At 36.3% G+C, this 24,506-nt stretch carries 27 protein-coding genes; 4 read left to right on the plus strand and 23 right to left on the minus strand.

The genetic code is table 11. The annotated features are described in order from the left end of the window. Positions 1-3: 3 nt before the first annotated feature. From N0K73_RS07390 to ccpA, 3 genes are all read right to left on the minus strand, one after another. Entirely contained in the window at positions 4-738 is a 735-nt protein-coding gene (locus N0K73_RS07390; protein WP_057974749.1) for a YebC/PmpR family DNA-binding transcriptional regulator, read from the minus strand. 108 nt (positions 739-846) lie between these two features. Continuing rightward, the gene (locus tag N0K73_RS07395; protein WP_112251545.1) at positions 847-1,350 is read right to left on the minus strand and encodes a VanZ family protein; all 504 of its coding nucleotides are present in this window, start codon (positions 1,348-1,350) and stop codon (positions 847-849) included. Positions 1,351-1,426: 76 nt separating this feature from the next. After that, positions 1,427-2,428 carry a catabolite control protein A gene (ccpA, locus tag N0K73_RS07400; RefSeq protein WP_057974747.1) on the minus strand — a complete coding sequence of 334 codons (1,002 nt, stop codon included), beginning with the start codon at positions 2,426-2,428 and terminating at the stop codon, positions 1,427-1,429. Between the two features lie 205 nt (positions 2,429-2,633). Between ccpA and N0K73_RS07405 the strand changes: the two genes are divergently transcribed. Continuing rightward, positions 2,634-3,737, plus strand: a complete 1,104-nt coding sequence (locus N0K73_RS07405) for a M24 family metallopeptidase (protein ID WP_112251543.1) — start codon at positions 2,634-2,636, stop codon at positions 3,735-3,737. Between the two features lie 41 nt (positions 3,738-3,778). Here N0K73_RS07405 and N0K73_RS07410 read toward each other — a convergent pair whose 3' ends face one another. Then, the gene (locus N0K73_RS07410) at positions 3,779-4,288 is read right to left on the minus strand and encodes a hypothetical protein (RefSeq protein WP_112251541.1); all 510 of its coding nucleotides are present in this window, start codon (positions 4,286-4,288) and stop codon (positions 3,779-3,781) included. A gap of 17 nt (positions 4,289-4,305) precedes the next feature. Next, a complete protein-coding gene (locus tag N0K73_RS07415) occupies positions 4,306-4,704 on the minus strand; it encodes a DUF948 domain-containing protein (RefSeq protein ID WP_057974744.1) in 399 nt (132 codons plus the stop codon). Positions 4,705-4,936: 232 nt separating this feature from the next. Here N0K73_RS07415 and N0K73_RS07420 point away from each other — a divergent pair, with 232 nt between their 5' ends. Further along, positions 4,937-5,824 (plus strand): mechanosensitive ion channel family protein, encoded by an 888-nt coding sequence (locus N0K73_RS07420; protein ID WP_112251564.1) that lies wholly within the window; start codon positions 4,937-4,939, stop codon positions 5,822-5,824. Positions 5,825-5,867: 43 nt separating this feature from the next. Here the strand turns inward: N0K73_RS07420 and N0K73_RS07425 are convergent, their stop codons facing one another. Genes N0K73_RS07425 through cbpB form a run of 3 tightly spaced genes read right to left on the minus strand, consistent with a single transcriptional unit; the run spans position 5,868 to position 8,256 of the window. Next, a complete protein-coding gene (locus N0K73_RS07425) occupies positions 5,868-7,013 on the minus strand; it encodes an N-acetyldiaminopimelate deacetylase (protein WP_112251539.1) in 1,146 nt (381 codons plus the stop codon). A 28-nt stretch (positions 7,014-7,041) separates the two neighbouring features. Further along, positions 7,042-7,749, minus strand: a complete 708-nt coding sequence (gene dapD, locus N0K73_RS07430; protein ID WP_057974584.1) for a 2,3,4,5-tetrahydropyridine-2,6-dicarboxylate N-acetyltransferase — start codon at positions 7,747-7,749, stop codon at positions 7,042-7,044. Between the two features lie 24 nt (positions 7,750-7,773). Continuing rightward, positions 7,774-8,256 (minus strand): cyclic-di-AMP-binding protein CbpB, encoded by a 483-nt coding sequence (gene cbpB / locus N0K73_RS07435; protein ID WP_112251537.1) that lies wholly within the window; start codon positions 8,254-8,256, stop codon positions 7,774-7,776. Between the two features lie 166 nt (positions 8,257-8,422). Between cbpB and N0K73_RS07440 the strand changes: the two genes are divergently transcribed. Further along, entirely contained in the window at positions 8,423-9,160 is a 738-nt protein-coding gene (locus tag N0K73_RS07440) for an MIP/aquaporin family protein (protein ID WP_057974582.1), read from the plus strand. 56 nt (positions 9,161-9,216) lie between these two features. Here the strand turns inward: N0K73_RS07440 and N0K73_RS07445 are convergent, their stop codons facing one another. The 3 genes from N0K73_RS07445 to racE are packed head-to-tail and all read right to left on the minus strand — an operon-like array spanning position 9,217 to position 11,792. Beyond that, positions 9,217-9,738 (minus strand): metallophosphoesterase, encoded by a 522-nt coding sequence (locus N0K73_RS07445; protein ID WP_112251533.1) that lies wholly within the window; start codon positions 9,736-9,738, stop codon positions 9,217-9,219. A gap of 1 nt (position 9,739) precedes the next feature. Then, on the minus strand, positions 9,740-10,981 hold the full coding sequence (locus N0K73_RS07450) for an XTP/dITP diphosphatase (protein WP_112251531.1): 1,242 nt from the start codon (positions 10,979-10,981) through the stop codon (positions 9,740-9,742). A 1-nt stretch (position 10,982) separates the two neighbouring features. After that, positions 10,983-11,792 (minus strand): glutamate racemase, encoded by an 810-nt coding sequence (gene racE / locus N0K73_RS07455; protein WP_057974579.1) that lies wholly within the window; start codon positions 11,790-11,792, stop codon positions 10,983-10,985. A 161-nt stretch (positions 11,793-11,953) separates the two neighbouring features. On the opposite strand from racE, the gene N0K73_RS07460 reads away from it, so the two are divergent. Continuing rightward, positions 11,954-12,442, plus strand: a complete 489-nt coding sequence (locus N0K73_RS07460; RefSeq protein WP_057974578.1) for a YslB family protein — start codon at positions 11,954-11,956, stop codon at positions 12,440-12,442. A 64-nt stretch (positions 12,443-12,506) separates the two neighbouring features. Here N0K73_RS07460 and trxA read toward each other — a convergent pair whose 3' ends face one another. From trxA to dinB, 12 genes are all read right to left on the minus strand, one after another. Continuing rightward, a complete protein-coding gene (gene trxA, locus N0K73_RS07465; protein ID WP_057974577.1) occupies positions 12,507-12,818 on the minus strand; it encodes a thioredoxin in 312 nt (103 codons plus the stop codon). 86 nt (positions 12,819-12,904) lie between these two features. Then, the gene (locus tag N0K73_RS07470) at positions 12,905-15,262 is read right to left on the minus strand and encodes an endonuclease MutS2 (RefSeq protein WP_112251529.1); all 2,358 of its coding nucleotides are present in this window, start codon (positions 15,260-15,262) and stop codon (positions 12,905-12,907) included. A gap of 18 nt (positions 15,263-15,280) precedes the next feature. Next, the gene (locus N0K73_RS07475) at positions 15,281-15,805 is read right to left on the minus strand and encodes a CvpA family protein (protein WP_057974575.1); all 525 of its coding nucleotides are present in this window, start codon (positions 15,803-15,805) and stop codon (positions 15,281-15,283) included. A 4-nt stretch (positions 15,806-15,809) separates the two neighbouring features. Continuing rightward, entirely contained in the window at positions 15,810-16,064 is a 255-nt protein-coding gene (gene zapA, locus N0K73_RS07480; protein ID WP_057974574.1) for a cell division protein ZapA, read from the minus strand. Positions 16,065-16,208: 144 nt separating this feature from the next. Next, positions 16,209-16,502, minus strand: a complete 294-nt coding sequence (locus N0K73_RS07485; protein ID WP_057974573.1) for a DUF1292 domain-containing protein — start codon at positions 16,500-16,502, stop codon at positions 16,209-16,211. Positions 16,503-16,516: 14 nt separating this feature from the next. Further along, a complete protein-coding gene (gene ruvX / locus N0K73_RS07490) occupies positions 16,517-16,951 on the minus strand; it encodes a Holliday junction resolvase RuvX (RefSeq protein ID WP_057974572.1) in 435 nt (144 codons plus the stop codon). A gap of 8 nt (positions 16,952-16,959) precedes the next feature. Further along, positions 16,960-17,220 (minus strand): IreB family regulatory phosphoprotein, encoded by a 261-nt coding sequence (locus N0K73_RS07495; RefSeq protein WP_057974571.1) that lies wholly within the window; start codon positions 17,218-17,220, stop codon positions 16,960-16,962. Between the two features lie 146 nt (positions 17,221-17,366). Continuing rightward, complete coding sequence (gene alaS / locus N0K73_RS07500; RefSeq protein WP_112251527.1) at positions 17,367-20,024, minus strand: alanine--tRNA ligase; 2,658 nt, start codon at positions 20,022-20,024, stop codon at positions 17,367-17,369. Between the two features lie 275 nt (positions 20,025-20,299). Further along, complete coding sequence (locus N0K73_RS07505; protein ID WP_112251525.1) at positions 20,300-21,625, minus strand: DEAD/DEAH box helicase; 1,326 nt, start codon at positions 21,623-21,625, stop codon at positions 20,300-20,302. 1 nt (position 21,626) lies between these two features. Beyond that, entirely contained in the window at positions 21,627-22,580 is a 954-nt protein-coding gene (locus N0K73_RS07510; RefSeq protein ID WP_112251523.1) for a DHH family phosphoesterase, read from the minus strand. 15 nt (positions 22,581-22,595) lie between these two features. Beyond that, on the minus strand, positions 22,596-23,276 hold the full coding sequence (locus N0K73_RS07515) for a metal-dependent hydrolase (protein WP_112251521.1): 681 nt from the start codon (positions 23,274-23,276) through the stop codon (positions 22,596-22,598). 57 nt (positions 23,277-23,333) lie between these two features. Continuing rightward, entirely contained in the window at positions 23,334-24,476 is a 1,143-nt protein-coding gene (dinB, locus tag N0K73_RS07520; protein ID WP_057974566.1) for a DNA polymerase IV, read from the minus strand. Positions 24,477-24,506: the final 30 nt, after the last annotated feature.

Here is a 24,506-nt window from a genome sequence, read left to right on the forward strand (position 1 = left end):
AATTTATTCTTCGTCCGATAAATCTCCAGCATGGAAAACTTCTGAAACATCGTCATTTTCTTCCAATGCATCAATCATGTGGTGGAATTGTTCAATTTTATCTTCAGGAACTGGTACTAAGTTTTGAGGTACCATGACCAATTCAAATGTATCTAATTTATAGCCTTTACCCTCTAGTGAAGCACGAACATCTGGTAAATCTTTAGGATCTGTATAGATTTCAAATAATTCTTCTGATGTCTTCAAATCTTCAGCACCAGCGTCAATAACATCTTCAAACATTGCATCTTCGTCTGTATCTAACTCTTCGCGCGAGATAACAATGTATCCTTTACGGTCAAACATATAGTTAACAGAACCAGTTTCACCTAAGTTTCCACCATTGCGCGTGAACGCGATACGGACTTCTGATGCCGTACGGTTACGGTTATCTGTTAAAGTATGAACCAAAATGGCTACTCCACCTGGTGCATAACCTTCATATGTGATTTCTTCATAATCTGCACCCTCAGAACCAGATGCTTTATCAATAGCACGTTTAATATTATCTTTAGGCATATTTGCAGCTTTAGCTTTATCAAGCATCAAGCGTAATGAGGGGTTCGAATCGGGATCAGGGCCACCACTTTTTGCAGCCATGTAAATTTCTCTTGATAATTTTTGGAAAATTTTACCACGCTTAGCATCTTGTGCATTTTTTCGACCCTGGATGTTATTCCATTTTGAATGTCCTGACATAATTCCCTACCTCTTTCCGAAATGTTTCTGAATTTTTACTTTTAACCGTTTATTATAGTATCAAAATAACGAGCTAATATCAACATGATTCGCGTGAAATAGCCTAATTTAGTTCTTGCGGGTTTTTCTTCGATGATAAAGCGTCACTATTAGTATAGTTAATAAAACCCCTGCTGTTGCACCAATTGTATCAAGAATTACATCCTGAACGAGGGGTGATCGTCCACCCGTCAAACTTTGATGAAATTCATCAAATGATGCATAAATTGCGGCACAAGCAATTGCAATAAATCCACTATAACGCCATTTTTTAATCCTATTTTTTAATCCCAAGAATATAAAACCGGCCATTAAAAAGTACGTCATAAAATGGGCCGCTTTGCGAATGAAAAATTCAACAAATTTGAAATAACCAACTTGTTGAATACTTTCAACTTGACCCGCATAACTAAATGACACATTTGATAACCAGTTCTCAAACGGTTTATTAGCTAAATATTTTTCAAGAAATGGAACAGACGTCTGCTGTTTATAGGTCTCCGATGAACTTATAAATAGAATCACAATAATTAGTACTGCCAAAGCGAAGTAAATATTATTTTTATTTTTCATAAATTTTCCGTCCAAATTCTAATAAAAAAACTTGATTTACTTCAAATAACAATTGAAGAATCAAGTTTTTATTAAATTATTTTGTTGAAGAACGCTTAATTAAGCCATATGGTAACAGAATAGTCTTTTCACTGACTTCTTCTTTATCCATTAATTTTGTTAACAATCTCATTGAAACTGCGCCCAAATCATACAAAGGTTGTGTAATTGAAGATAATTTAGGTCGAACAATTTCAGTTAATTTTGAATCATTACTTGTAATAATTTCAAAATCTTCTGGTACACGTAATCCAGCATCCCTAGCGCCATTTAAGACACCAACAGCTAATTCATCGTCACCGACAAAAGCAGCCGTTGCATGACTTGAAGCGATTGCTGGCCATAACGTTTCGCCGGCACGATAAGAATAATCTGTTTCAAAAATTAATTCTTTATCAAATTTGATTCCGGCTTTTTCAAGAGCCATCTTGTAGCCCTTGAGACGATATTCACCATTAATTGGTTCATCCATCGAACCAGAAACAAATGCAATACGTTTGTTTCCATTATTAATTAAGTCCGTTATCGATTCCATTACAGCAGCAACGTAATCAATATTTACACTACCTAATTCTCCAGTAGGATCAACTGATCCTGAAAGAACAACTGGCGTCCGACTTCTTTTCAATTCAGCACGTAATTCATCAGTAATTTGATTACCCATGAAAATAATGCCATCAACTTGTTTAGCTAATAATGTATTTAATACCTGCACTTCTTTTTGACCATTTTGATCAGAGTTAGCTAGAATGATGTTGTATTTGTACATTGTTGCAACATCATCAATTCCACGAGCCAATGATGAAAAGTATATATTAGTTACATCGGGAATAATAACCCCAACTGTCGTCGTTTTTTTACTTGCCAAGCCTCTTGCAACTGCATTAGGTCTGTAATCAAGACGATCAATCACTTCCAAAACTTTCTTTCTTGTTGCTGGTTTAACGTTGGGGTTACCGTTAACCACTCGTGAAACAGTAGCCATTGAAACGGCTGCTTCTCTTGCTACATCATAAATTGTTATTGTTTGCTTATCCATTAATATTATTTCCTCTCATTACTTAAATATCAAGTTTTCATTCCGTTTTCATGCACTAGAACAATTTAGCAAATTTTCAAGATAATTGCAAGCGTTTTTACCTTATTTTCATGAAAATAAATTTATATAATGAAAATTACAATTCTTCATCGTTATTCTATACCTATGTTATAATGCAGTATACTAATGTAAAGGGAGAGATTTCATGTCACATATTGCATCTTTACAACAATGGCTTGCCAATAATGGCACAGACATTGCTTATATCAACGATCCAATGAGTATCCAATATTTTACTGGTTTTGAAAGTGATCCAATTGAGCGTGTTATGGCACTCTTTGTGTTTGCTGATCAAGATCCATTCTTATTTACGCCGGCTCTCGAAGTTGAAGCTGCCAAAGATACAGGCTGGAAATACCCTGTTTATGGTTACCTTGATCACGAAGATGCCTTTGCAATCATTCAAAGTGAAATCAACAAGCGTCAAAATTCACCAAAAAAATGGGCCATTGAAAAAGGTAGCTTAACCGTTGAACGTTATGATGCTATTCGTCGTATTTTCCCAAGCGCAGAATTTGTTGCCGACGCAACGGGGTTCATCGAAACACTTAAAGTCATAAAAACACCCGATGAAATTGAAAAATTAAAAGTTGCCGGAAAATGGGCAGATATTGCTTTTGAAGTTGGTTTTAAAGCTCTTCAAGAAGGTAAAACTGAACAAGACATCGTTGCCGAAATTGAATATGCGATGAAGAAACAAGGTATTATGCACATGAGCTTTGATACTATCGTACAAAGTGGTAAAAATGCTGCAGAACCTCATGGCTTCCCAAAGAAGGACTTAATTCAGCCAAATGCACTGACATTGTTTGATTTAGGTGTCATTTCAGATGGTTATATCTCAGATGCAAGTCGGACTATTGCTTTTGGTAAACCAAATGAAAAATCTTTAGAAATTCATAAAGTATGTTTAGAAGCTCAATTAACGGCACAAGCTGCTGCTAAACCCGGTATGATTGCTGAGGACTTAGACAAAATCGCCCGTGACATTATCGTTAATGCCGGTTATGGTCAGTACTTCATTCACCGTCTCGGTCACGGTATGGGCCAGAGTGAACATGAATTTCCTTCAATTATGGAAGGAAATAAAATGGAACTTAAACCTGGCATGTGTTTCTCAATTGAGCCTGGTATTTATATTCCTGGTGTTGCTGGTGTCCGTATTGAAGACTGTATCTACTTAACCGAAAATGGTAATGAACCTTTTACAGTTACACCTAAAACATTAAAAACAATTGAACTTCACTAGACAAAAAAAACTCATTACAATGTAATGAGTTTTTTTTGTCTTTATTTTTCGCCTGTCCATCCGTCGGGATAAATTGTTTCGGCTTTTCCTTCTGCTTCATCAGCATCTTTGGCTTCACCAAAGGCACTCTTACTATCAACATAAATATCTTCATCAGCTAAGTCTGAAAATTCATCTGTTAAATCAGTCATTTGTTCAAAAATATCGTCTGATTCCATAGCCAATTTATTCTTTAAATCATTTTTTGCATTGATCAATGCGTCCTTAGCGTTAGCATAGGCATCCTGACTCATAAGTAAGTCACTTTTTTCAGAGATTTTATCACTTATATTATTTTTTATCTCGTCAAAATCACCTATTTTATCTTTTAAATCGTAACTAGCATCTTCAGCATACGCCTTATATTCCAGTACTCGATCACGTGCATCCATAGCTTTTTCTTCGATTTGGTTTTTAATATCTTGCTTTGTTTTTTCTGAAATTAATTTAGAAGCTGCATATGCGGCAACTCCACCCGTAATTGCTAACCCCAATAAGAATTTTTTTGACATGTTAACCCCTCCTTGATTTAAGCTTTTCTATTTTTATAAAAATCAAATGCTTTTTTACCAACATTAATGAAAGCCGAAGAATCTTTAGCTTTTTTTGATGTTGCTGAAACATGTGATACTAGGTCGCGGCTTGCATCATTCAAATCTGACACGCTTTCGCTTAGATCAGCAACTGCCTGAAATAACGGATCTATCGTTGCCACTTTACCATTCACATCGTCTAATAAGACATTTGATTTCACTAGCATATTTTCAACCTCACCAGATAGTCCATCAACGTCACTGGTAATTGCTGAAATACTTTTATTAACTTCTCCGAGCGTTCTCATCATTTGCATTAAAACGAAAATAATGAATAGAACTAAAACCGCAAAAGCAATAGCGGCAATTAATCCCGCAATTTGTCCAACTGTCATAATTATTCCTCCTATTTACTTATGTAAAATAATTCAAAATCTACTTATAGGATAGCATTCGAACCTTAAAACTGCAATCGATACCATACTGCAGTTTAGCATTTAAATTACACATTAACTCATATATTTGCTATGATGATATCAATAAATAGATTTAGAGGTGAACAGTATTTTGAACAGTATTTTGAACAGTATTTTGAACAGTATTTTGAACAATCTTTTTTTAACCCATATTTCAAAGGATAGCTTAGTTTTAGGCACCTTACTTAAAACGGTCACGAAACAAGGTAATTTCATTTCACGCTACATAGCTGATATCGATTGGGATTCGATTATTAGCCATTTAGTTGAGCTAGCATTTTCACTTATTTTTTTCTCGTTCTTATTTATCGTTATAAATTGGATTGGCAAAAAAATTATTCGTCGAACATTTGCTCAATACCGAATGTCCAGCAAATATTCAACAAATAGGGTTGAAACAATTAATTCCCTAACATTAAATTTGTTTCATTATGTTATGTTGTTCTTTTATTTATATGCCATTCTCTCAGTACTCGGTGTTCCAGTCGGAACACTCATCGCTGGTGCTGGAATTCTAAGTGTGGCCTTAGGTCTTGGCGCACAGGGATTTGTGACTGACGTCGTCACCGGGTTTTTCATTCTTTTAGAACAACAATTTGATGTTGGTGACATCGTTAGAATCAATACTATCGAAGGCCCTATCGTAGCTGTCGGATTACGAACGACACAGATTGAAGACTATGATGGTATCTTACATTTTGTGCCAAACCGTAATATTACAATTGTCAGTAACTTATCTCGAAACAATATGAGAGCCGTCATCGATATTCGAATTGATGTTACCGATGATGTTGATAAAATAACCGAAATTGTACAAAAAGTTAATGATCATTTAGTTCCACTTCACCCTGAAATTAAAGATGGCCCAAATATTTTGGGTCTTGTCGATCTGGGCAAAGGAAGTTTAGTCTTCAGGGTTGTTGTGTTCACGTTAAATGGCGAACAGGCCCCAATCCAACGAACATTTTTGGCGGGTTACTTAGCCGCCTTAAACGAAGCCCACATACATGTGTTAAACTCACCTATCACACTTAACTAAAAAATGATTCAAATTATGTAAAAACATAATTTGAATCATTTTTTTATTTCCCTAATTGCAGATCTCTGTCAGTTAAAAAATGTGTCATTGCAAGAACACCAGCGTCAATTGCAACTTCTTTAGGTGCTAAAAACTCAGAATGAAGTGAGTATGGACTATCGACGCCCAACCAGAACATTGTTCCGGGTATTTTAGATAGTAAAAACCCAAAATCTTCTCCGGTCATTGCAGGTTGTGTTTCGACAAATGAAACTTCAGAATCATTTTTCATAAATCGAATAAAGTTTTCAGTTTTACTTTCATTATTCTCAACCGGTAAGTAACCGCCTTGAATTAAATTCAGTTCTACTTCACAACTATAAGTTAGTGCGATACCCTCACAAATTGTCGTTACACGCTTTTGAATTAATAAATTCATTTCTTGCGTCAGTGCCCGAATCGTCCCATTGATCTGTGCCTCGCCAGCAATAACGTTACCCGTAGTACCTGCCGTAAATTGGCCTAACGTGACAACTCCTGACTGAATCGGGTCAACATTTCGACTAACAATCGTTTGTAATTGATTAACTAATTGTGCACCCGCCACAACCATATCATTCGCTTGGTGCGGGTATGCTGCGTGCCCGCTTTTACCGGTCAAATGCGCATGGATTTCACATGTTCCCGCAAACAAAGTCCCTAATCGGGTCCCAATTGTCCCCGCAGGTAACTGCGGATTATCATGAAACGCATAAATTTCATCAGGCATCCATTCGTCTAATAAACCACTTTCATAAAGTCTTTTACCGCCACTGGCATTTTCTTCCGCTGGTTGAAAAATAAAAGTCATATTCGCCATTGGTTGATTTTCTGAAAAATAATTTAAAATCCCTAATGCAACGGTCATGTGAATATCATGCCCACAAGCATGCATCCGACCCTCATTTCGTGAGGAAAATGGTAACCCCGTCTTTTCGGCGACCGGTAATCCATCAATGTCAGTTCGGTAGCCAATTGTGTAATGACCAATCGAACCAGCAAGCCGAACTAAAATCCCGGTTTCAACAGTTTTTATCGTCATAAAATTGTGATTGAATGTTGAAATTAAGTTCAATAAATAGGCTTGAGTTTCAAACTCTTCTAATCCAATTTCCGGAATTTGATGTAGGTCCCGTCTGATTTTAATTAGCTCTTCAGTTGTTAAACTCATTTCTAATTACTCCCATTCCAATTTGCTTCTAGATATTGCGTAAATCTGCTAAAATCTCTGTCTTGTCTTTTGTTTTATCATCAATATCTTTAACTTTTTTTGCCGGCATCCCTACAACTACCGTATATGGTTCAACATCCTTAGTTACAACGGCACCAGCACCGACGACAGCACCTTTACCAACACGAACCCCTTCAAGAACGACAACATTACCACCAATCAGGACATCATCTTCAATGATAACTGGCGTTGCTGAAGGTGGCTCCACAACTCCGGCAAGAACTGTTCCAGCACCAATATGACAATTTTCTCCAACAATTGCACGACCACCAAGAACTGCGCCCATATCAATCATTGTTCCCTTGCCAATTTCAGCACCAATATTAATAATTGCACCCATCATAATAACCGCATTATCGCCAATTAATACTTGATCGCGAATCACTGCGCCAGGCTCAATTCGAGCATTAATTTTTTTCAAATCTAATAATGGAACGGCTGAGTTTCGTGTTTCATTTTCAATATGCGAGCTCGTAATTTCTGGTGTTGCCTTTAAGAAAGGTTCAACATCTGCCCAATCACCAAATAAAACACCGGCTTTATCATTTAGATAATCTTCAATTGTATCAGGGACTTTAATTCCTGCTAAGTCACCTTTAACATATACTTTTACGGGTGTTTTCTTTTTCGAAGTACTAATAAAATTAATAATTTCGTGTGCATCTAAAGTTGCCATCATCATTCTCCTCTATAAGTTATATTATTTTTCTTCTTTTGTTTCAATTGCTTGAACAGTGTAATCTTTCTCAAATTCATGAGCAATATGATTCAAACTTTTCATAAGTTCACGACGCGTCACAATCCCTGTAAAACTACCATCATTAGAAACAACTGATAAAAATGGATGGTCAACAAGTAAATGTAATACATTTTCAATATCATAAGGATCTTGGATTGTCGGCATATCTGTTTCCATGACATCTTTTACGTAGATTTCATGTAACCTACTAACATCCAACTCATCCAATCCTAACATTGTCTCAGTAATCATAGATAAAGATAATAATCCTTTAAATTTATAATCATTATCTAAAACTGGAATCTTGGCATAACGCACTTTCGTTAAAACCAATAACGCATGATCCAAAAAATTATTTTCTTGGACGTTAGCAACCATCTCTGCCGGAATTAAAAAGTGTTCCTGGTTTTCGGATAACATTTTTTCAATAGACTTAGCTATCATTCAATAGATCCTCCTTCCAAACATTTAGTACATCTTCCATTTTATAATAGATTACGCTCAGACACTATTTTTTTTCAAAAATTATGGCAATAATTAATAATTATTTACATTTGTTAACAATATTGGTACCATAGTGAATATTGTGAACAAAAAATAGGAGGACACTATGGATTATACATTAACAACAAGATTAGCCGCAGAATTTATTGGTACAGCAATTATGGTAATTTTAGGTAACGGTTCTGTTGCCAACGTCGAACTTGGACATACAAAAGGACATGGTAGTGACTGGGCTTTAATCGCCTTTGGTTACGGATTTGGTGTTATGATTCCTGCCTTAATCTTTGGTAGTATTTCAGCAAATCATATTAACCCTGCCTTCACCTTAGGTTTAGCCGTTTCTGGTTTATTCCCATGGAGTGAAGTACTTCCTTATATCGCAGTACAATTTTTGGGTGCCTTTTTCGGACAGGCAGTTGTCGTAGCCACTTACAAACCTTATTATGATCAAACAACTGATCCTGAACGTATTTTGGGAACTTTCTCAACAATTGATGCAGCTCAAAGTAAATTAAATGGGTTTATTAACGAATTTGTTGGTACTTTCATTTTAATCTTTGGTGCACTTGGAATTACAAAAGCCCCATTCTTTTCTGATAACCTTGGAACGGCTCATCTTGGATTAGGTTTCTTAGTCCTCGTATTAGTTGCTTCATTAGGTGGCGCAACGGGACCTGCTTTAAACCCAGCCCGTGACCTTGCTCCGCGTTTGTTGCATCAACTTTTACCACTTAAAAATAAAGGTAAATCACAGTGGGATTATAGTTGGGTCCCAGTCGTGGCACCAATTTTAGCTGGTATTTTAGCAATCTTTGTATACAAATCATTGTTCATGTTATCATAATTTAAAATAAGCTTAAAATGACATTGTCATTTTAAGCTTATTTTTTTATCTATCAATTAACGTTTAAACTCGGAACTAAGCTCCGGAACACTCTCGTGTTGTCTCGTAAAATATGTAACACGAACAAATTTTGCATCCGCCTCAATAATTGCATAAGTTCCTCCTAGACCACGGTACTGTCCTCTCGGTAAACTGATACTCCCCGGATTCAAAATCAACATTCCATCATCAGTCATCTCACAACCTAGTTCATGCGTATGTCCAAAAAATGCAAAATTTGCATTTTTTGATTGGGCTCTTAAACTCAGCGTTAATAAATTGGTTTTTACGCCAGTTAAGTGTCCATGTGATACATAAATTGTTTCGCCATCGACAACTTTAACTAGCTCTTCTGGAAATTTCATATCGAAATCCATATTTCCAATAACGCCATTGAACACGTTAAAGAGTGAATCGTTAGCTTCTAGCTCTGAATCTCCACAATGAAAAAATGCATCAACTTTATTTTTATTATGCGCTAAAATAGATTCTAGTATCTCTCGATCACCATGACTATCACTGACAACTAAGCATTTCATCTTATTTCTCCCACCAATCATTAAATTCTGACATTAAATTAACGGTTGCGCGGCCCCGATGACTAATTTTATTTTTTTCGGTTTCAGTTAATTCAGCCATTGACTTATCTAATTCTGGTACATAAAATAATGGATCATAACCGAATCCGTTATCTCCGCGTGGTATCCCCAAAATTAAACCGGCAACTTCACCATCCGCTACCAGTGACTCACTACCCGGTCTGGCAAAAACTAATGTTGTATGGAAGGTTGCTGTTCGCTCTTCTTTGGGAACATCAGTCAATTCATGTAGTAATTTTGCGTTATTAGCTGCATCATCATGATCCCTAGCGTATCTAGCAGAAAAAATTCCGGGTCTCCCACCTAGAGCATCTACCATTAATCCAGAATCATCAGCTAAAACGGGTAACTTAGTTAGATTTGAAATTGTTTCAGCTTTTAATTTAGCATTTTCTTCAAATGTTTTACCGGTTTCTTCGACGTCTGGTAACTCAGGATAGTCCAATAAGGTCGTAACCTTGAAACCTAATGGATTGAAAAGACGTTTAAATTCGGTCGCTTTCCCCTCATTTTTGGTTGCAATTAAAATAACATCTTTTTGATTCTCAATATGATTATTTTGAATTAAAATAGTTTGTTTTTGTGAATTGCCCATTAATTCTGATAATCCTTCCATTGCGCCGCCTAAAAGCTGAGTTAGCTTATCGCCAAGTAAGTCGGCATTTGACTTTTCAAAATTTAATTGTAAAAACGCACCAGACTCATTTTGTACAATGACTAGATGGCTATCAGTGTCTGCTTCTTCTTGACCAGTTAAATCGACAAACAATTCAAAATCAATAAACCCTACATTAACTGCTGAGAATGGTTTTAATTGTTGACCGTCATTCTGTAATAATAAGTTTTGAATGGCAACATAACTCGCGTTAATAACTGCCGCAACAACATCTCCATCAACCTGCGTAATTTGTACTTGTAATGCAAATCCTTTTTCTTTTAAAGGCTCTGCCAATGCCGTTTTAAGTGATGACGTTATTACATCCACATTAACTGATGCTTTAATCCCCAGCCACTGATTAATATCAACCGTTAATTCGCCTGCAGTCGATACCTCGTTAACCAGTATCGTTACCTTAGTCAGCCCAAGTCGGTATTCAATTGCGCTGTCTACTTGTTTAAGACTTAACTTTGTAATTGAGACAGGTCTAACTTCTAAATTATCGCGATTCTCGTGTTTACGCATGCTAGTCTCCTTGACCTAAATGAATTGTTTTAGCGTTAATATTTTCCAAACCTAACCAACCTGAAGCAATTTCATTAAAATCGTCTGAACTTCCCGTTGTGTAAAATTCATGCGTTGTTTCTTCTTCACGTTTAGCCGCGATATCAAAATAGTCCAGTATAGTTGAAACATCGTTAACCGTTTCGGCTCCTGAATCAATTAGCGTAACCTTATCACCAACAGCTTTTTGGATAAATGGTCTTAAAAGCGGATAGTGCGTGCAGCCCATAACTAGAGTATCAATATTCTTATCATCAAAGAATCCCAAAGTTTCAGCGACAACCTGTTCAGCATATTTTGATTCGTATTGGTCATTCTCAACAATTTGTACAAATTCGGGGCATGGTAAACTAGTTACAAATAAATTTGGATTTTTCTCATGCAAAGTTCGTTTATATGCGCCACTTTTAATTGTTCCTTCCGTACCAATAACACCAACCCGTTGATTTTTGGATGATTTTATTGCAGCTCGACTTCCTGGTTTTATAACACCAATCACGGGGATTGCTAATTTTTCTCGCAAATCGTCTAATGCCGCAGCAGTCGCCGTATTACATGCGATTACTAACATTTTTATTCCCTTACTTAATAAGAAAGACGTCATCTCCCATGTAAACTCTAGAACCTGTTCTGAGGGTCTAGGGCCGTATGGCATTCTAGCCGTATCACCTAGATAGTAAATTTTTTCATTCGGTAGTTGTTTAAGTGCTTCTTTTACAACCGTTAATCCACCAACGCCTGAATCTATAAATCCAATTGCTTGATTATTCATTATTTTAACCTCTTTTTAAATTACTTAGTATCTTCAATTATGACTTGTCTTTGCTTAAAATTCAAGTCTAGCCAATTATCTTTGACCTCCAAAAAATAATATCATCTAATCTTAAATAACGGTATAATAAAAACATATAACATATTTAGAGGGAGATCCAAATGAAGTCTAATTCAATTGAAAACTTATTATCCGCTGATACAAATAACATGTTCGCTTATGAACTTTTACGCGACAGTTTAATACCAGAAGTGTTCGGTACGGATACAACCATCTTATATTGGGCTGGTAAGAAAATGGCTCGTAATATCAATTTAGCTAGCATCACAGATCTTGTGACTTTTTTCGAAAAAGCGAATTGGGGGAACCTTGAGATTGTTAAGGAAAAGAAAGATAAACAAACTTGGTTACTCTCAGGCGATATCGTTAAATTCCGACAGAATCAAGTGAAAACAGCAGATTTTAATCTTGAAGCTGGATTCATTGCCGAGACAATTCAAATTCAAAGTGGTTTCACATCAGAAACAATTGTTGAAAATCAGAATAGTAAATCCGGGGTTTCAATCATTGTTCAAACTGATTTAAAAAATCCGAACGAAGTAGAACCCACAAATCAATTTCATTTTGAAAAATCAACTGATAACGACTAATTTTTATAGCAATAGTTGTCCGACAAAAAAAGAGTTAACCTTTGGGTTAACTCTTTTTTTGATATTAAATATATTTAGCTAATACTTCTTTAACTTGATCTTTTGAATGATAACCAACGATCGTATCAACAACTTCGCCATCTTTTTTAATCATTAATGTTGGAATACTCATGATACCAAAAGATTGTGCCGTTGCGGGGTTTTGATCAATATCCATTTTAGAAAATTTAACCGTCTCGCCCATTTCTTGTTCTAATTCTTCAATTGCTGGTGTTTGCATGCGACAAGGACCACACCATGTTGCCCAAAAGTCTGTTAATGTCACACCTGAATCAGTAACTGTTTCAAATTCTTTATCTGTAATTGCTTGTACCATTTGAATTCCTCCTCTGTTATATTATGCTAATATCATATCAGAGAATATGAATATACGCTATATTTTTGCTTACAAAAAGTAATGAATTACTTAAAGTGAACAATTGTTGCGCCATTGCCTCCAGCATTAGGTGCCGCAAATTCAAATGATTTAACATGACGATTAGCCTTCAAATAATCTGTTATTCCAGTCCTTAAAGCTCCTGTCCCTTTACCATGTACAATTGTAACTGAAGCATATCCGGCAAGCAGTACAGAATCAATATACTGATCAACTTGACTCATCGCATCATCATAACGTTGACCACGAAGGTCAAGTGATGTTGATGTACTCGTAGAAGCAGCATTCTTAAAGACCGTTCGATCTTTCTTGTCACTCTCAACATGAACTTTCTGAAGATCATCTTCACTAATTTTCATTTTTAGAATACCAAGTTGAACTTCCCATTCCGTCTTACTCATTTTTTTAACTAAAACACCTTGTTGACCATATGTTTTAACTAAAACATCATCATTCACACGAAATTCCTGCTTACTTTTAGCACGTTGAAGAACTTTATTTTTCTTCAACGCATCTGTTGGCTGGTGCATCTGTGATAACTGCGATTTAGCATCAATAAGCTCATGTTCTTTTATGGCCTGTCCCTGAGTAATTTGCATTTGACGAATTTTTTTAATAATTTTATCAGCATCTATTTCAGCGTCCGCCACAATATCATTAGCCTTTTCTTTGGCTTTATTTGTCATTGATTCTCTTTGCGTGACAAAATCACCATATTCTTTAGCAAGATCATCATGTAATTTTGTCGCATCAGTTAATTGGACTTGTAAGGCTAATGCTTCATCTTCTGCTTCTTTTCGCTTACTCATCAAATCAGAAATCATTTCATTCAAATCTTGACTATCTTGATCTGTCAGGCTTTGAGCTTGATCAACAATCGCCGAATCCAACCCAATTTTACGAGAAATATCAAACGCATTACTACGACCAGGAATACCAATTAACAGGCGATATGTTGGTTGTAGCGTAACACTGTCAAATTCCATGCTGGCATTAATTGTTCCAGCACGGTTAAACCCGTAAGCTTTTAATTCAGGATAATGCGTTGTTGCAACCGTGTAACTCCCTTTTGCACCAACCGCGTCAAGAATCGAAATAGCTAAAGCAGCACCTTCTTGCGGGTCCGTTCCAGCGCCTAATTCATCAAATAAGACTAATGAACGGTCATTAATATTGGCCAGAATTGAGACAATATTAGTCATATGGGCAGAGAACGTACTTAGACTCTGTTCAATCGATTGTTCATCCCCAATATCCGCAAAGATATCTTCAAAAATACCGATACGACTACCTTCACTCGTAGGAATATTCAATCCAGACTGACCCATCATTTGAATAAGGCCCAGCGTCTTCAATGTAATTGTTTTACCACCGGTATTAGGTCCCGTAACAACAATTGCCTGATAATCTTTCCCTAGCATAATATCATTAGCAACCACTTTTTTACTATCTAATAATGGATGACGCGCTTGTCTTAAGAAGATGTCATTCTCAACACTGATTGTAGGTTCAGTTGCTTTAATTGAACTTGCATACTGCGCCTTAGCATTAACGAAATCAAAATGACCCAGAATATAAGCATTTTCTAAAATTTCTGCAGTAAAAGGTGCAATTAGTTCAGATAGCTCAGCTAAGATACGACGTTCTTCATCAGCCTGAGCGAGTTGTTGTTCACGTAATCGATTATTCATTTCAACAATTGCTTGAGGTTCAATAAATAATGTTTGCCCCGTCGCACTTTGATCATGAACGGCACCACCAAATTGGCCACGATATTCGGCCTTAACTGGGATTACGTAACGTTCATTTCGAATTGTTATTAATGCCTCACTTAGATATTTGGCACTCTTTCCACGTGTAAATTCTTGTAATTTTGCTCTAATGGCACTTTCTGAACGTAAGATGTTTTGTCTAATATTATGCAGTACTGGTGATGCTTCGTCAGTTATATGACCATCATTCTCGATAGATTGGTTTAATCTACGACTAATATCGGGTAAATTTTCAAGTTTGTCTATCCAATCGAACAGTCTAACCAATTCTATTTCAGAGTCCGCCAAATCCTTGAAAAATAATTTTATTTCATTAGTTGTTCTTAAAACACGACCAACTGCTGCCAACTCCTTACCATTCAAAGAAGCACCCATATCAAGCCGTTTCATGTGTGGTTTCACATTAACTAATTGTGGTAATGGAATACCTCCACGTAAACGTAATATTTTAACGGCATCTTGTGTCTCATCTAAATCTTTTTGAATTTTTTCAAGATCAATCATTGGTTTTAGGCCGTTAACTTCTTCTTGACCAGATTCAGTCGATATAAAAGCTTGAATTTGTTGTTTAACTTTTTGGTATTCTAATGTATTTAAGCCTTTTTCGTTCATAGTTTAATCCTCCTAGCGTTAATCCGTGGCTTCTTTTGTTATAAATATCTGTTTGGCCACTGTAGGCGTCTCTGTTAGTATTTTTTGTGCGATAGTTGACTCTGAAACGGATGCATTAATGGTTTCGTTTGGCCAAATTGATAAAACGGTCAAACCAACAAAAATAAAAACAAACATCAACGCAACAGATAAAAATCCTCCGATTAGAGAATTAACTTGATGGATAACAGGAAGTTTCGTTACAGAATTTACAACCCTAATCACACTTCTTACAAGTATTCCACCGACTAAAAGTAAGATAGAAAATACAATCATCGAATAGAAATTAGTTTGAACATGATTTGCGATAGTTGTACCGCCTGTCGTCGAAAATTTTGGAAAATATTCCCCAAGCCAATTAGTGACAGGATTGGTTAACACACGGGCAAATAAATAGATGGCGATAAATCCAACCATCCTTAAAAGCGTTAATACCAACCCTTGTTTGTAGCCACTAAAAAATGACACGATTAATAAAAAAATAACAATTAAAGAAACTGTCATAATATTACTCCTTTACTTGTGTTTCACCATTAATTTCGTTTAATTTTTCTTGCAATTTAATTTGATCTGAGACGGCATTGATCGCGACCAACATGGCTGCCTGTTCATCATCTATCTCAGGTAACATCTCTTTCACAGATTGAAATTCATTTTTCACTAATGTTGCTACGGCATCCATGTGCATATCTGATTCTGACCCAACAATTGTATACACTTTTTTACCGATTTTTGTTTTATATCTATTTTTTTGATTTTCCAATGAACACCCTCCTTGCATTTAATCATTTAAAAATAATTTTACCACGAATTACATAAAAGATATACGTTATCACAATTTAGAGAAGATAATCTTAAGCAAAATAAAAAAGTTAAACCAACTGGCTCAACTTTTCAACATAAAATCTTATTGCATACTCTCATCTGAAAGGAAGGTATTCAAGACTTCTTCAACCATATCCCATTCAGCGTCATCTTCAATTGGTTCTAAATCACTTTCAGTTGCTTCACCGTTTTCATTGGGGTTAAATGAGTAGGCTTGAATTTCAACCTCTTCATCTGCCTCTGAACCTAATGGGTAGAGCATGATGTATGATTTGTTATAATCATCAGATTCAAATGTGAATAAAACTTCAAAAAGCGTTTCATTACCATTATCATCTACCAATGTAATTTGTTGGTTTTCTTCTTCATTATTCATGTTGTGCCCTCACTTTATTCTTTAGTTAATTTGCCTTTACCATCTAGATAATTTTGTAAAATAAGGCTTGCGGCAAGTTTATCAATTACTTTTTTTCTTTTTTTTCTTGATGTGTCAGCCTGTTCAACAAGCATACGTTCTGCCTCAACCGTTGTCAACCGTTCATCTTGAAAATCAATAGGTAGTCCAAAAGTTTCTACCAATAAATCACCGTATTTCTGTGCGGCTTCGGCTCGTGGACCTAATGAATTATTCATGTTTTTAGGTAATCCAATCACAAATCCAGTCACTTCGTACTCTGCAACCAGCTCCTTAACGCGATCAATCCCAAATTCACTTCTGTCTTCATTAATACGAATAATTTCAACGCCTTGGGCAGTCCATCCTAACAAATCGCTCATTGAAACGCCAACCGTTCTTGAACCAACATCCAAGCCCATTAATCTCATTTAACTGCCTACTTTTCTTCTTTATTTAAGTAATTTTTAACTAATTCTTCCACAATTTCATCACGTTCATATTTTCTAATTAAGTTCCGCGCATCATTATATCTAGGGATATACGCGGGGTCGCCCGATAACAAATAGCCAACAATTTGGTTAATAGGATTGTACCCTTTTTCTTCTAGCGACTGGTAAACAGTCACCAAAGTATCGTGGACATCTTTTTTATTATTTTCGTCGAACTCAAAGAACATTGTTTTATCTAATGAACTCATAAAGCGGCACCCCCATCTATTTATTAACTTACCTCTATTCTACTAAAAAATAACGCATCCGACAATCAAAATAGACTGATGTAATCAAGCCGTAATATAACAAAAAAGTATTTACCTAATTAAATAGATAAATACTCCTTTAATTTTTATTTAGTTTGATTTTCTAACCAATTTGTTGCCTCTTTGATTGCGTCACCCAACCCGGCTGGATTCTTACCACCGGCTTGTGCTAAATCTGGTCGGCCACCACCACCGCCACCGACGAACGGTGCGATTGTCTTAATTAAATCTCCAGCTTTTAACCCCGATTTAATTCCATCGGCGCTAACGGCAGTAATTAAATTAACTTTACCATCATCACTTGTCGTTCCAATTGCCAGGACATCTGATAAGCCCTGTGTTTTCCACTGATCCGCAAGCTGACGTAATTGAGACATTCCGGAAACCGAAACTTGTGCTGCGATAAGTGTTTTACCATTAATTTCTTGTTTATTCTTAAAGACATCTCCAGCTTGTTGGCTGGCAATTTTATCCTCAAATGCTTGAATCTGTTGTTCGCTAGTTTTTAATGAAGCCTGAAGTTGTTCTATTTTCTTAGGTACTTCCACAACTTTATTAGCTTTTACTTGTTGTGCCACTGATTCTAAAAGGGTACTTCGACCATTTAAAAAGTCAAATGCTTCTTTAGAAGTTACTGCTTCAATTCGGCGAACACCAGCACCAACACCTGATTCAGAAATGATTTTAAATAAACCAATTTCGCTGGTATTAGCAACATGTGTCCCACCACAGAACTCAATTGAATAATCACCAATTTTAACGACACGAACGATTTTGCCATATTTTTCTGAGAATAAAGCAATAGCACCCATATTCTTAGCAGATTCAATATCCGTTTCAACCGTCTCGACGGCCAATTCAGCCCAAATTTTATCGTTAACAATCTTTTCAACTTTTTCCAATTGTTTTTCTGAAACAGAACCAATATTTGTAAAATCAAAACGTAAATAAGTTGGTTCAACAAGTGAGCCAGCTTGGTGAGTATGCTCACCCAAGACATCCCTTAATGCTTGATCAAGTAAATGAGTGGCCGTATGATTTTTTTCAACTTTCTTATGGAAATCTTGATTAATTTCTAAAGATACTAATTGATTTTTCTCCATAGGTGCAAGAACTTTAATCGCATGTAGGTTTTGTCCATTTGGGGCATGCTGAACATCTTCTACCTCGGCAATGACATTACCACTCGTATCTTTAACAGTCCCTTTATCGGCAACTTGTCCACCCATCTCAGCATAAAAAGGTGTCTTAGAAAATATAACCTGTGCATTGTCTCCCGGTTTAATCGTATCCACTAATTTATTATCAACGATTAAATCAACTATTTCTGTTTCATTAACATCGGGATGCGTATATCCGACGTACTCACTAACCGTTTTAATATCGGTTAATAACCCATTTTGAACGCCCATTGACTTTGCATTACCACGAGCAGCGCGGGCACGTTCCTTTTGTTGTTGCATTTCTGCATTAAAGCCTTCTTGATCGACCGATAGCCCTTCATCTTCTGCGTATTCTTTTGTTAATTCAAATGGAAATCCATAAGTATCATATAATTTAAAGACGCCGGCACCAGACAATTCTGATTTATTTTCTGCTTTAGTTGTCTCAATCAGATTATTCAATAATTGTAATCCATCTTTTAACGTTTCATTAAAACGTTCTTCTTCAGAACGCACAATTTTAGAAATATACTCAGCTTGTTCTAAAACTTCCGGATAATAATCCTTCATGATATTTCCAACGACGGGTACAAGTTGCGTTAAAAATGATCCTTCAATACCTAATTTTTGTCCATGCATAACGGCACGACGAATTAAACGACGGATAACATATCCACGTCCTTCATTAGAAGGCAATGCGCCATCACCAATTGCAAACGAAATAGCACGTGCATGATCCGCAATAACTTTAAATGAAATATCATCTTGTTCATTATCGTCATATTTTTTATTATCACTCATTTTTTCAGTTGCATCGATTAATGGTAAAAATAGATCCGTCTCAAAATTAGTCTTAGCATTTTGGAAAATAGAAACAACACGTTCTAAGCCCATCCCCGTATCAATATTTTGATGAGGTAGCGGTTCATACGTATTTTCAGGTGTGTGATTAAATTCAGAGAAAACAATGTTCCAAACTTCTAGATAGCGTTCATTTTCACCACCAGGATAATTCTCAGGATTATCTTCAGCCAAATTATTAAAACTTTGTCCACGATCGTAGAAAATTTCCGTATCGGGGCCACTAGGTCCTTGACCAATATCCCAAAAGTTATCTTCTACTTCTACAAGATGGTCCTTGGGTAATTTAACCTCTTCTAGCCAAATTCGTTTTGCTTCTAAATCCTTTGGATAAACGGTAACGTATAATTTTTCAGGGTCAAAGGCAAACCATTTTTCACTTGTCAATAATTCCCAAGCCCAATTAATTGCTTCAGGTTTAAAGTAATCACCAATTGAAAAGTTACCCAGCATCTCAAATAACGTATGGTGACGTGCTGTTTTCCCTACATTTTCGATATCATTTGTTCTGATACTTTTTTGCGCATTCGTAATCCTGGGGTTTTCTGGTACAACTGACCCGTCAAAATATTTTTTTAAAGTGGCCACGCCCGAATTGATCCACAATAACGTTGGATCATCTACGGGGAGTAATGAAGCACTTGGTTCAATGGTATGCCCTTTTTCTTTAAAGAAATCTAGATACATTTGTCTAATTTCAGTACTTGTCATTTTTTTCATAGGTGTAACTTCCCTTCTATTTTTAAGCAAAAAACACCGCTGCGAGTAAGGACGCTTATAGCGCGGTACCACCTTACTTGCAACGATGTTTTAGTCGTTTACCTCTTAAGCTCGATAACGTTGAGTGGACGTCATTCTCTACATTCATATCACAAGGTAGCTCTTTTAAATAATCATTTCTCTCAGCAAACGAAATGTTTCTGTCCATCTATTTAAAATTATCCTTGTTTCTAATAAAAATTATATTGAAAACCACTCAAATTGTCAAATCTAGCTTACGATTCTTTACGATTTTGCTTTCTGTTAACGCGACGATCCATTTGATCTTTACGTTTAATTGCTTTTTGGATCTTTTTCTTGTATCCAGGTTTACGTTTTTTCTTTTCTTTTTTAACCATTCCCTTAATTACGGGAGCTAAAGGATCTTTTGTCTGTTTACGATTTTCACGACGATTACGATCATAGGAGTCAACGATTTCGCCTTTTTTAATATCTTTGGGTGCAAATTTAATACCCATTGCTTCTAATTCGGCAATTTTATTTTCTTCATTTGGTTCATATAATGTCATCGCAATTCCGCTAAGGCCATTACGACCAGTACGTCCAACTCGATGAATAAAGAATTCTAAGTCGTTTGGAATATCATCATTAATAACATGTGAAACACCTTCAATATCAATTCCACGGGCAGCTAAATCAGTTGCAACCACATATTGAAAATCTAATTTTTGTACTTCTTTCATTACGCGTTTTCGTTCACGAGCTGGAACATCCCCATGAATTTTGGCAACTTTTAAATCTTTGCCACGTAAGTATTCAACAATTTCATCAACACGCGTTTTTGTATTGGCAAAAATAAGTGCAATATAGGGTTGGCCCATTGTAATTAATTGATAAATAACTTCATTTCGATCGTGTCCTTTTGTCGGAATAATCCAATTTTCAATCGTATCACTAATCACTGACTTAGCAGCAATTTCTTCAACAACCGGATTTTTCATGTACTTCTTTAAAAATGGTTGTAACTTCTGAGGAATCGTTGCTGAAAAGACCATCATTTGAAGATCAGAAGGTAAGGCCGAAGCAATCTGGTCCGTCTCCTTCAAAAATCCCAAATCAAGCGTCATATCAGCTTCATCGACAACTAAGATTGAGGCATTATGGATGTCTAAATCGTTACTACCCATTAAATCAGCAATTCGTCCAGGCGTCCCGATAACAATTTGTGGTTGTCTTCTACTTAATTTATCAATTTGACGTTGTTTATCTGTCCCACCAACATAATTTTGGATATGAATTGGTTCAGGACTAAATTCTGCCAATTGTTTTGCAGCTTCATAAATTTGGTAAGCAAGTTCACGACTTGGTGTTGTAATAACTGCTTGAACCGTGTTGTTACTTGAATCAATTTGGTTGAAAATTGGTAATAAGAAAGTATGTGTTTTACCACTCCCTGTTTGGGATTGGCCTACGACGCTTTTGCCCTTCATAATAACAGGAATTAGTCGTTGTTGAACTTCCGTTGGTACATTGAAATGAATCGCCTCAATCGCTTTTAAAAGATACGATTTTAGGCCAAAATTTTTAAAGTTTTCTGGCATCTTATTCTCCTGTGTATGTCCTAGCTAAGTCATCAAGTGATTTAACTATTTCTTCGTACTCTGCTTGGTCTTTGGCTCTTGCACCACTGGCCATGGGATGTCCACCACCATCATGCTCTTTTGCTAGTTGGTTGATTACTGGTCCCTTTGAACGTAATCGAACGCGATAGCTACCATCCTTTTGTTGAACAAAAATTGCCCAACATTGAACTTCAATAATTTTACCTGGTAACGGTACAATTTGAGATGAGCCAGCATCGCCCAACTCTATTGAATCAAGATAATCATGTGTTAATACAACGTATGCGGCTTTATGTTCCGTAATCACTAAATTATCATATACGTAGCCTGATAATTTAGCCACACCCGCCGTAATATTATCCATCTTTTGGTTTATTTTAGTTGTTGAAAAATGATAAGCCATTAATTCGGCAACCACCTGCATTGTGTGCGCAGTCGTTGCCGAATACATAAAGCGACCGGTATCACCAACGATACCAGCATAAAGCATTCTGGCCGCGTCATCAGTTACAGTTAACCCACCTTCAACCTGATCAACTAAATCCATGACTAGCTCAGAACTACTTGACGCCCCTGTTTTTACCCAAACCAAATCACCATAAACGTCTTCATTTGGGTGATGGTCAAGCTTAATCAGGTATGCCCCCGTCGTATAGCGATCATCTTCGATTCTTGGCCGATTAGCCGTATCAATTACGATCACAAGTGCATCATTATACAAATCATCAGCAATTTCATCTTGGTCGCTAATCCAGGCTAATCCAGCCGATGGTGCACCAACTTGGTAAACCTTTTTTTCGGGAAAGCTTGCACGAATTATCGCTGCTAATCCAGATTGAGACCCAATTGCGTCAGGATCTGGACTTTGATGACGATGAATAATAATTGTATCAAATTGTTTAATTTTCTTTAATATCTCTAATTCAATTTTCACTTAAACGACCCCTTCTTAAAACTCAAACGGAACATCAATTTCGGGAATGATACCAACACCATCATTCAATAATTGAACGAACTCAACAGGATCCTGCTCAATTTTTGCAAACGTATTATAGTGGATTGGCACAACCTTTTTAGCTTGAACAAACTCAGCCGCAATTGCCGCGTCTTCTAATCCCATTGTGAAAGTATCACCAATTGGTAAGAATGCTAAATCAACGGGTTCCATGTGGTTAACTAACTTCATATCTGAAAACAAAGCTGTGTCGCCGGCATGGTACAGAACTTTACCATCAATATGTAACTCAAAACCCGCTGCAACACCTAACGTTCTAGGATCACCATCAATGGCGAGTGCAGCGGTATGCCATGCTGGCACAAGTTTCACCGAGCCAAATGGTAGCATAAGTTGACCTCCAAAATTCAATGCTTCAACCGTTAATCCTTCAGATTTAAAATAATTAGCTAAATCAGTAATTGAAATAACCGTAGCATCAGATTGCTTAGCCAACTCAATCGTATCACCCACATGATCATAATGTGCATGGGTTACCAAAATGTAATCCGGATCTAATTCCGCAACAGTTGTCTTAACTAATGGATTGTCTTTAATGAATGGATCAATTAAAATCGTTAACTGATTATCAGTAATAATTTGAACACTGGATTGTCCAAGCCATGTAATTTTCATGATTAATCTTCTTTCATTTCCAAAGTTGCTCTTAAGTATAACGGTTATTGAGCCCAATTACAAAGGCTGATTCAACACTTTTTTTTCAAATAAAGGCAACTTCATGTTTTCAAAACCGATTGGTGCCAAATTTGTCATCGTTAATCCAAGTAATCGAATCCCCTTCTCGGCACCTAAAATTTCATCAAATATCTGCCGACCATAAAAATAAATCGTGGCCGCATCATTACGGATAAATTCGTCCAATGTTAATCTTTTTGTGAGTGTCGTAAAATCTTGATACCGAACTTTAATAACTAATGTTTTCCCATGTTTCTGTTGTTTATTCAACGTTTCCGAAACTAAGCTCGCAATATATCTAAGCTGAGTTTCCACCTCGTCAATCGTCATCAACAATTTTCCATATGTTCGCTCACTTCCAATAGACTTTCGTTCTCTTTGCCATTCAACTGGTCTGTCATCTACGCCACGCACTCGTTTGTATAAGAAATAGCCTAATTTACCAAATTGTTGTATTAATTCAACCTCAGATTTTTCCAACAGTTCTTTTCCAGTAAAAATACCTTGATCAATCATCTTAGGAGCCGTTTTTTTACCAACACCCCTAAATTTCCCAATCGGTAAACTGGATAAAAAAGGAATAACATCGCCTGGAAGTATTAGCGTCATACCTGCCGGCTTATTATAATCTGATGCTAATTTTGCCAAAAATTTATTGTATGAAACGCCTGTTGAACAGGTTAAATGTAATTTCTGATAAATCTCTCTTTGAATCAAATGTGCCACCTGAATAGCACTCTTAATTTCTTTTTTGTTCTGCGTAACATCCAAATAGGCTTCATCAAATGCAATTGGTTCAATCATTTCGGTGTATTCATGAAATATTTCATGAAGTTGACTTGAAACCTCTTTATACAACGTGAAATCCGGTGCTTTAAAAATAGCTTTAGGACAAATTTCATAAGCTTCTTGTGCCGCCATGGCAGAGTGGATACCTAATTTTCTGGCCTCATAGTTAGCTGTGGCAACAACGCCACGACCACCATTTTTTCTAGGATCATGAGCGATTACTAATGGCTTTCCGATAAATTCGGGATGTTCACGTTCTTCAATTGATGCATAAAAAGCATCCATATCAACATGAATTATTTTCCTTTTTAATAAATTCTCATCTATTGTGATACCATTCAACTCAGCCATTAGTCCACCCCTTTTCTTAATTCATTATAA

The organism is Dellaglioa algida (assembly GCF_030127605.1).
GTDB classification, from domain to species: Bacteria; Bacillota; Bacilli; order Lactobacillales; family Lactobacillaceae; genus Dellaglioa; species Dellaglioa algida.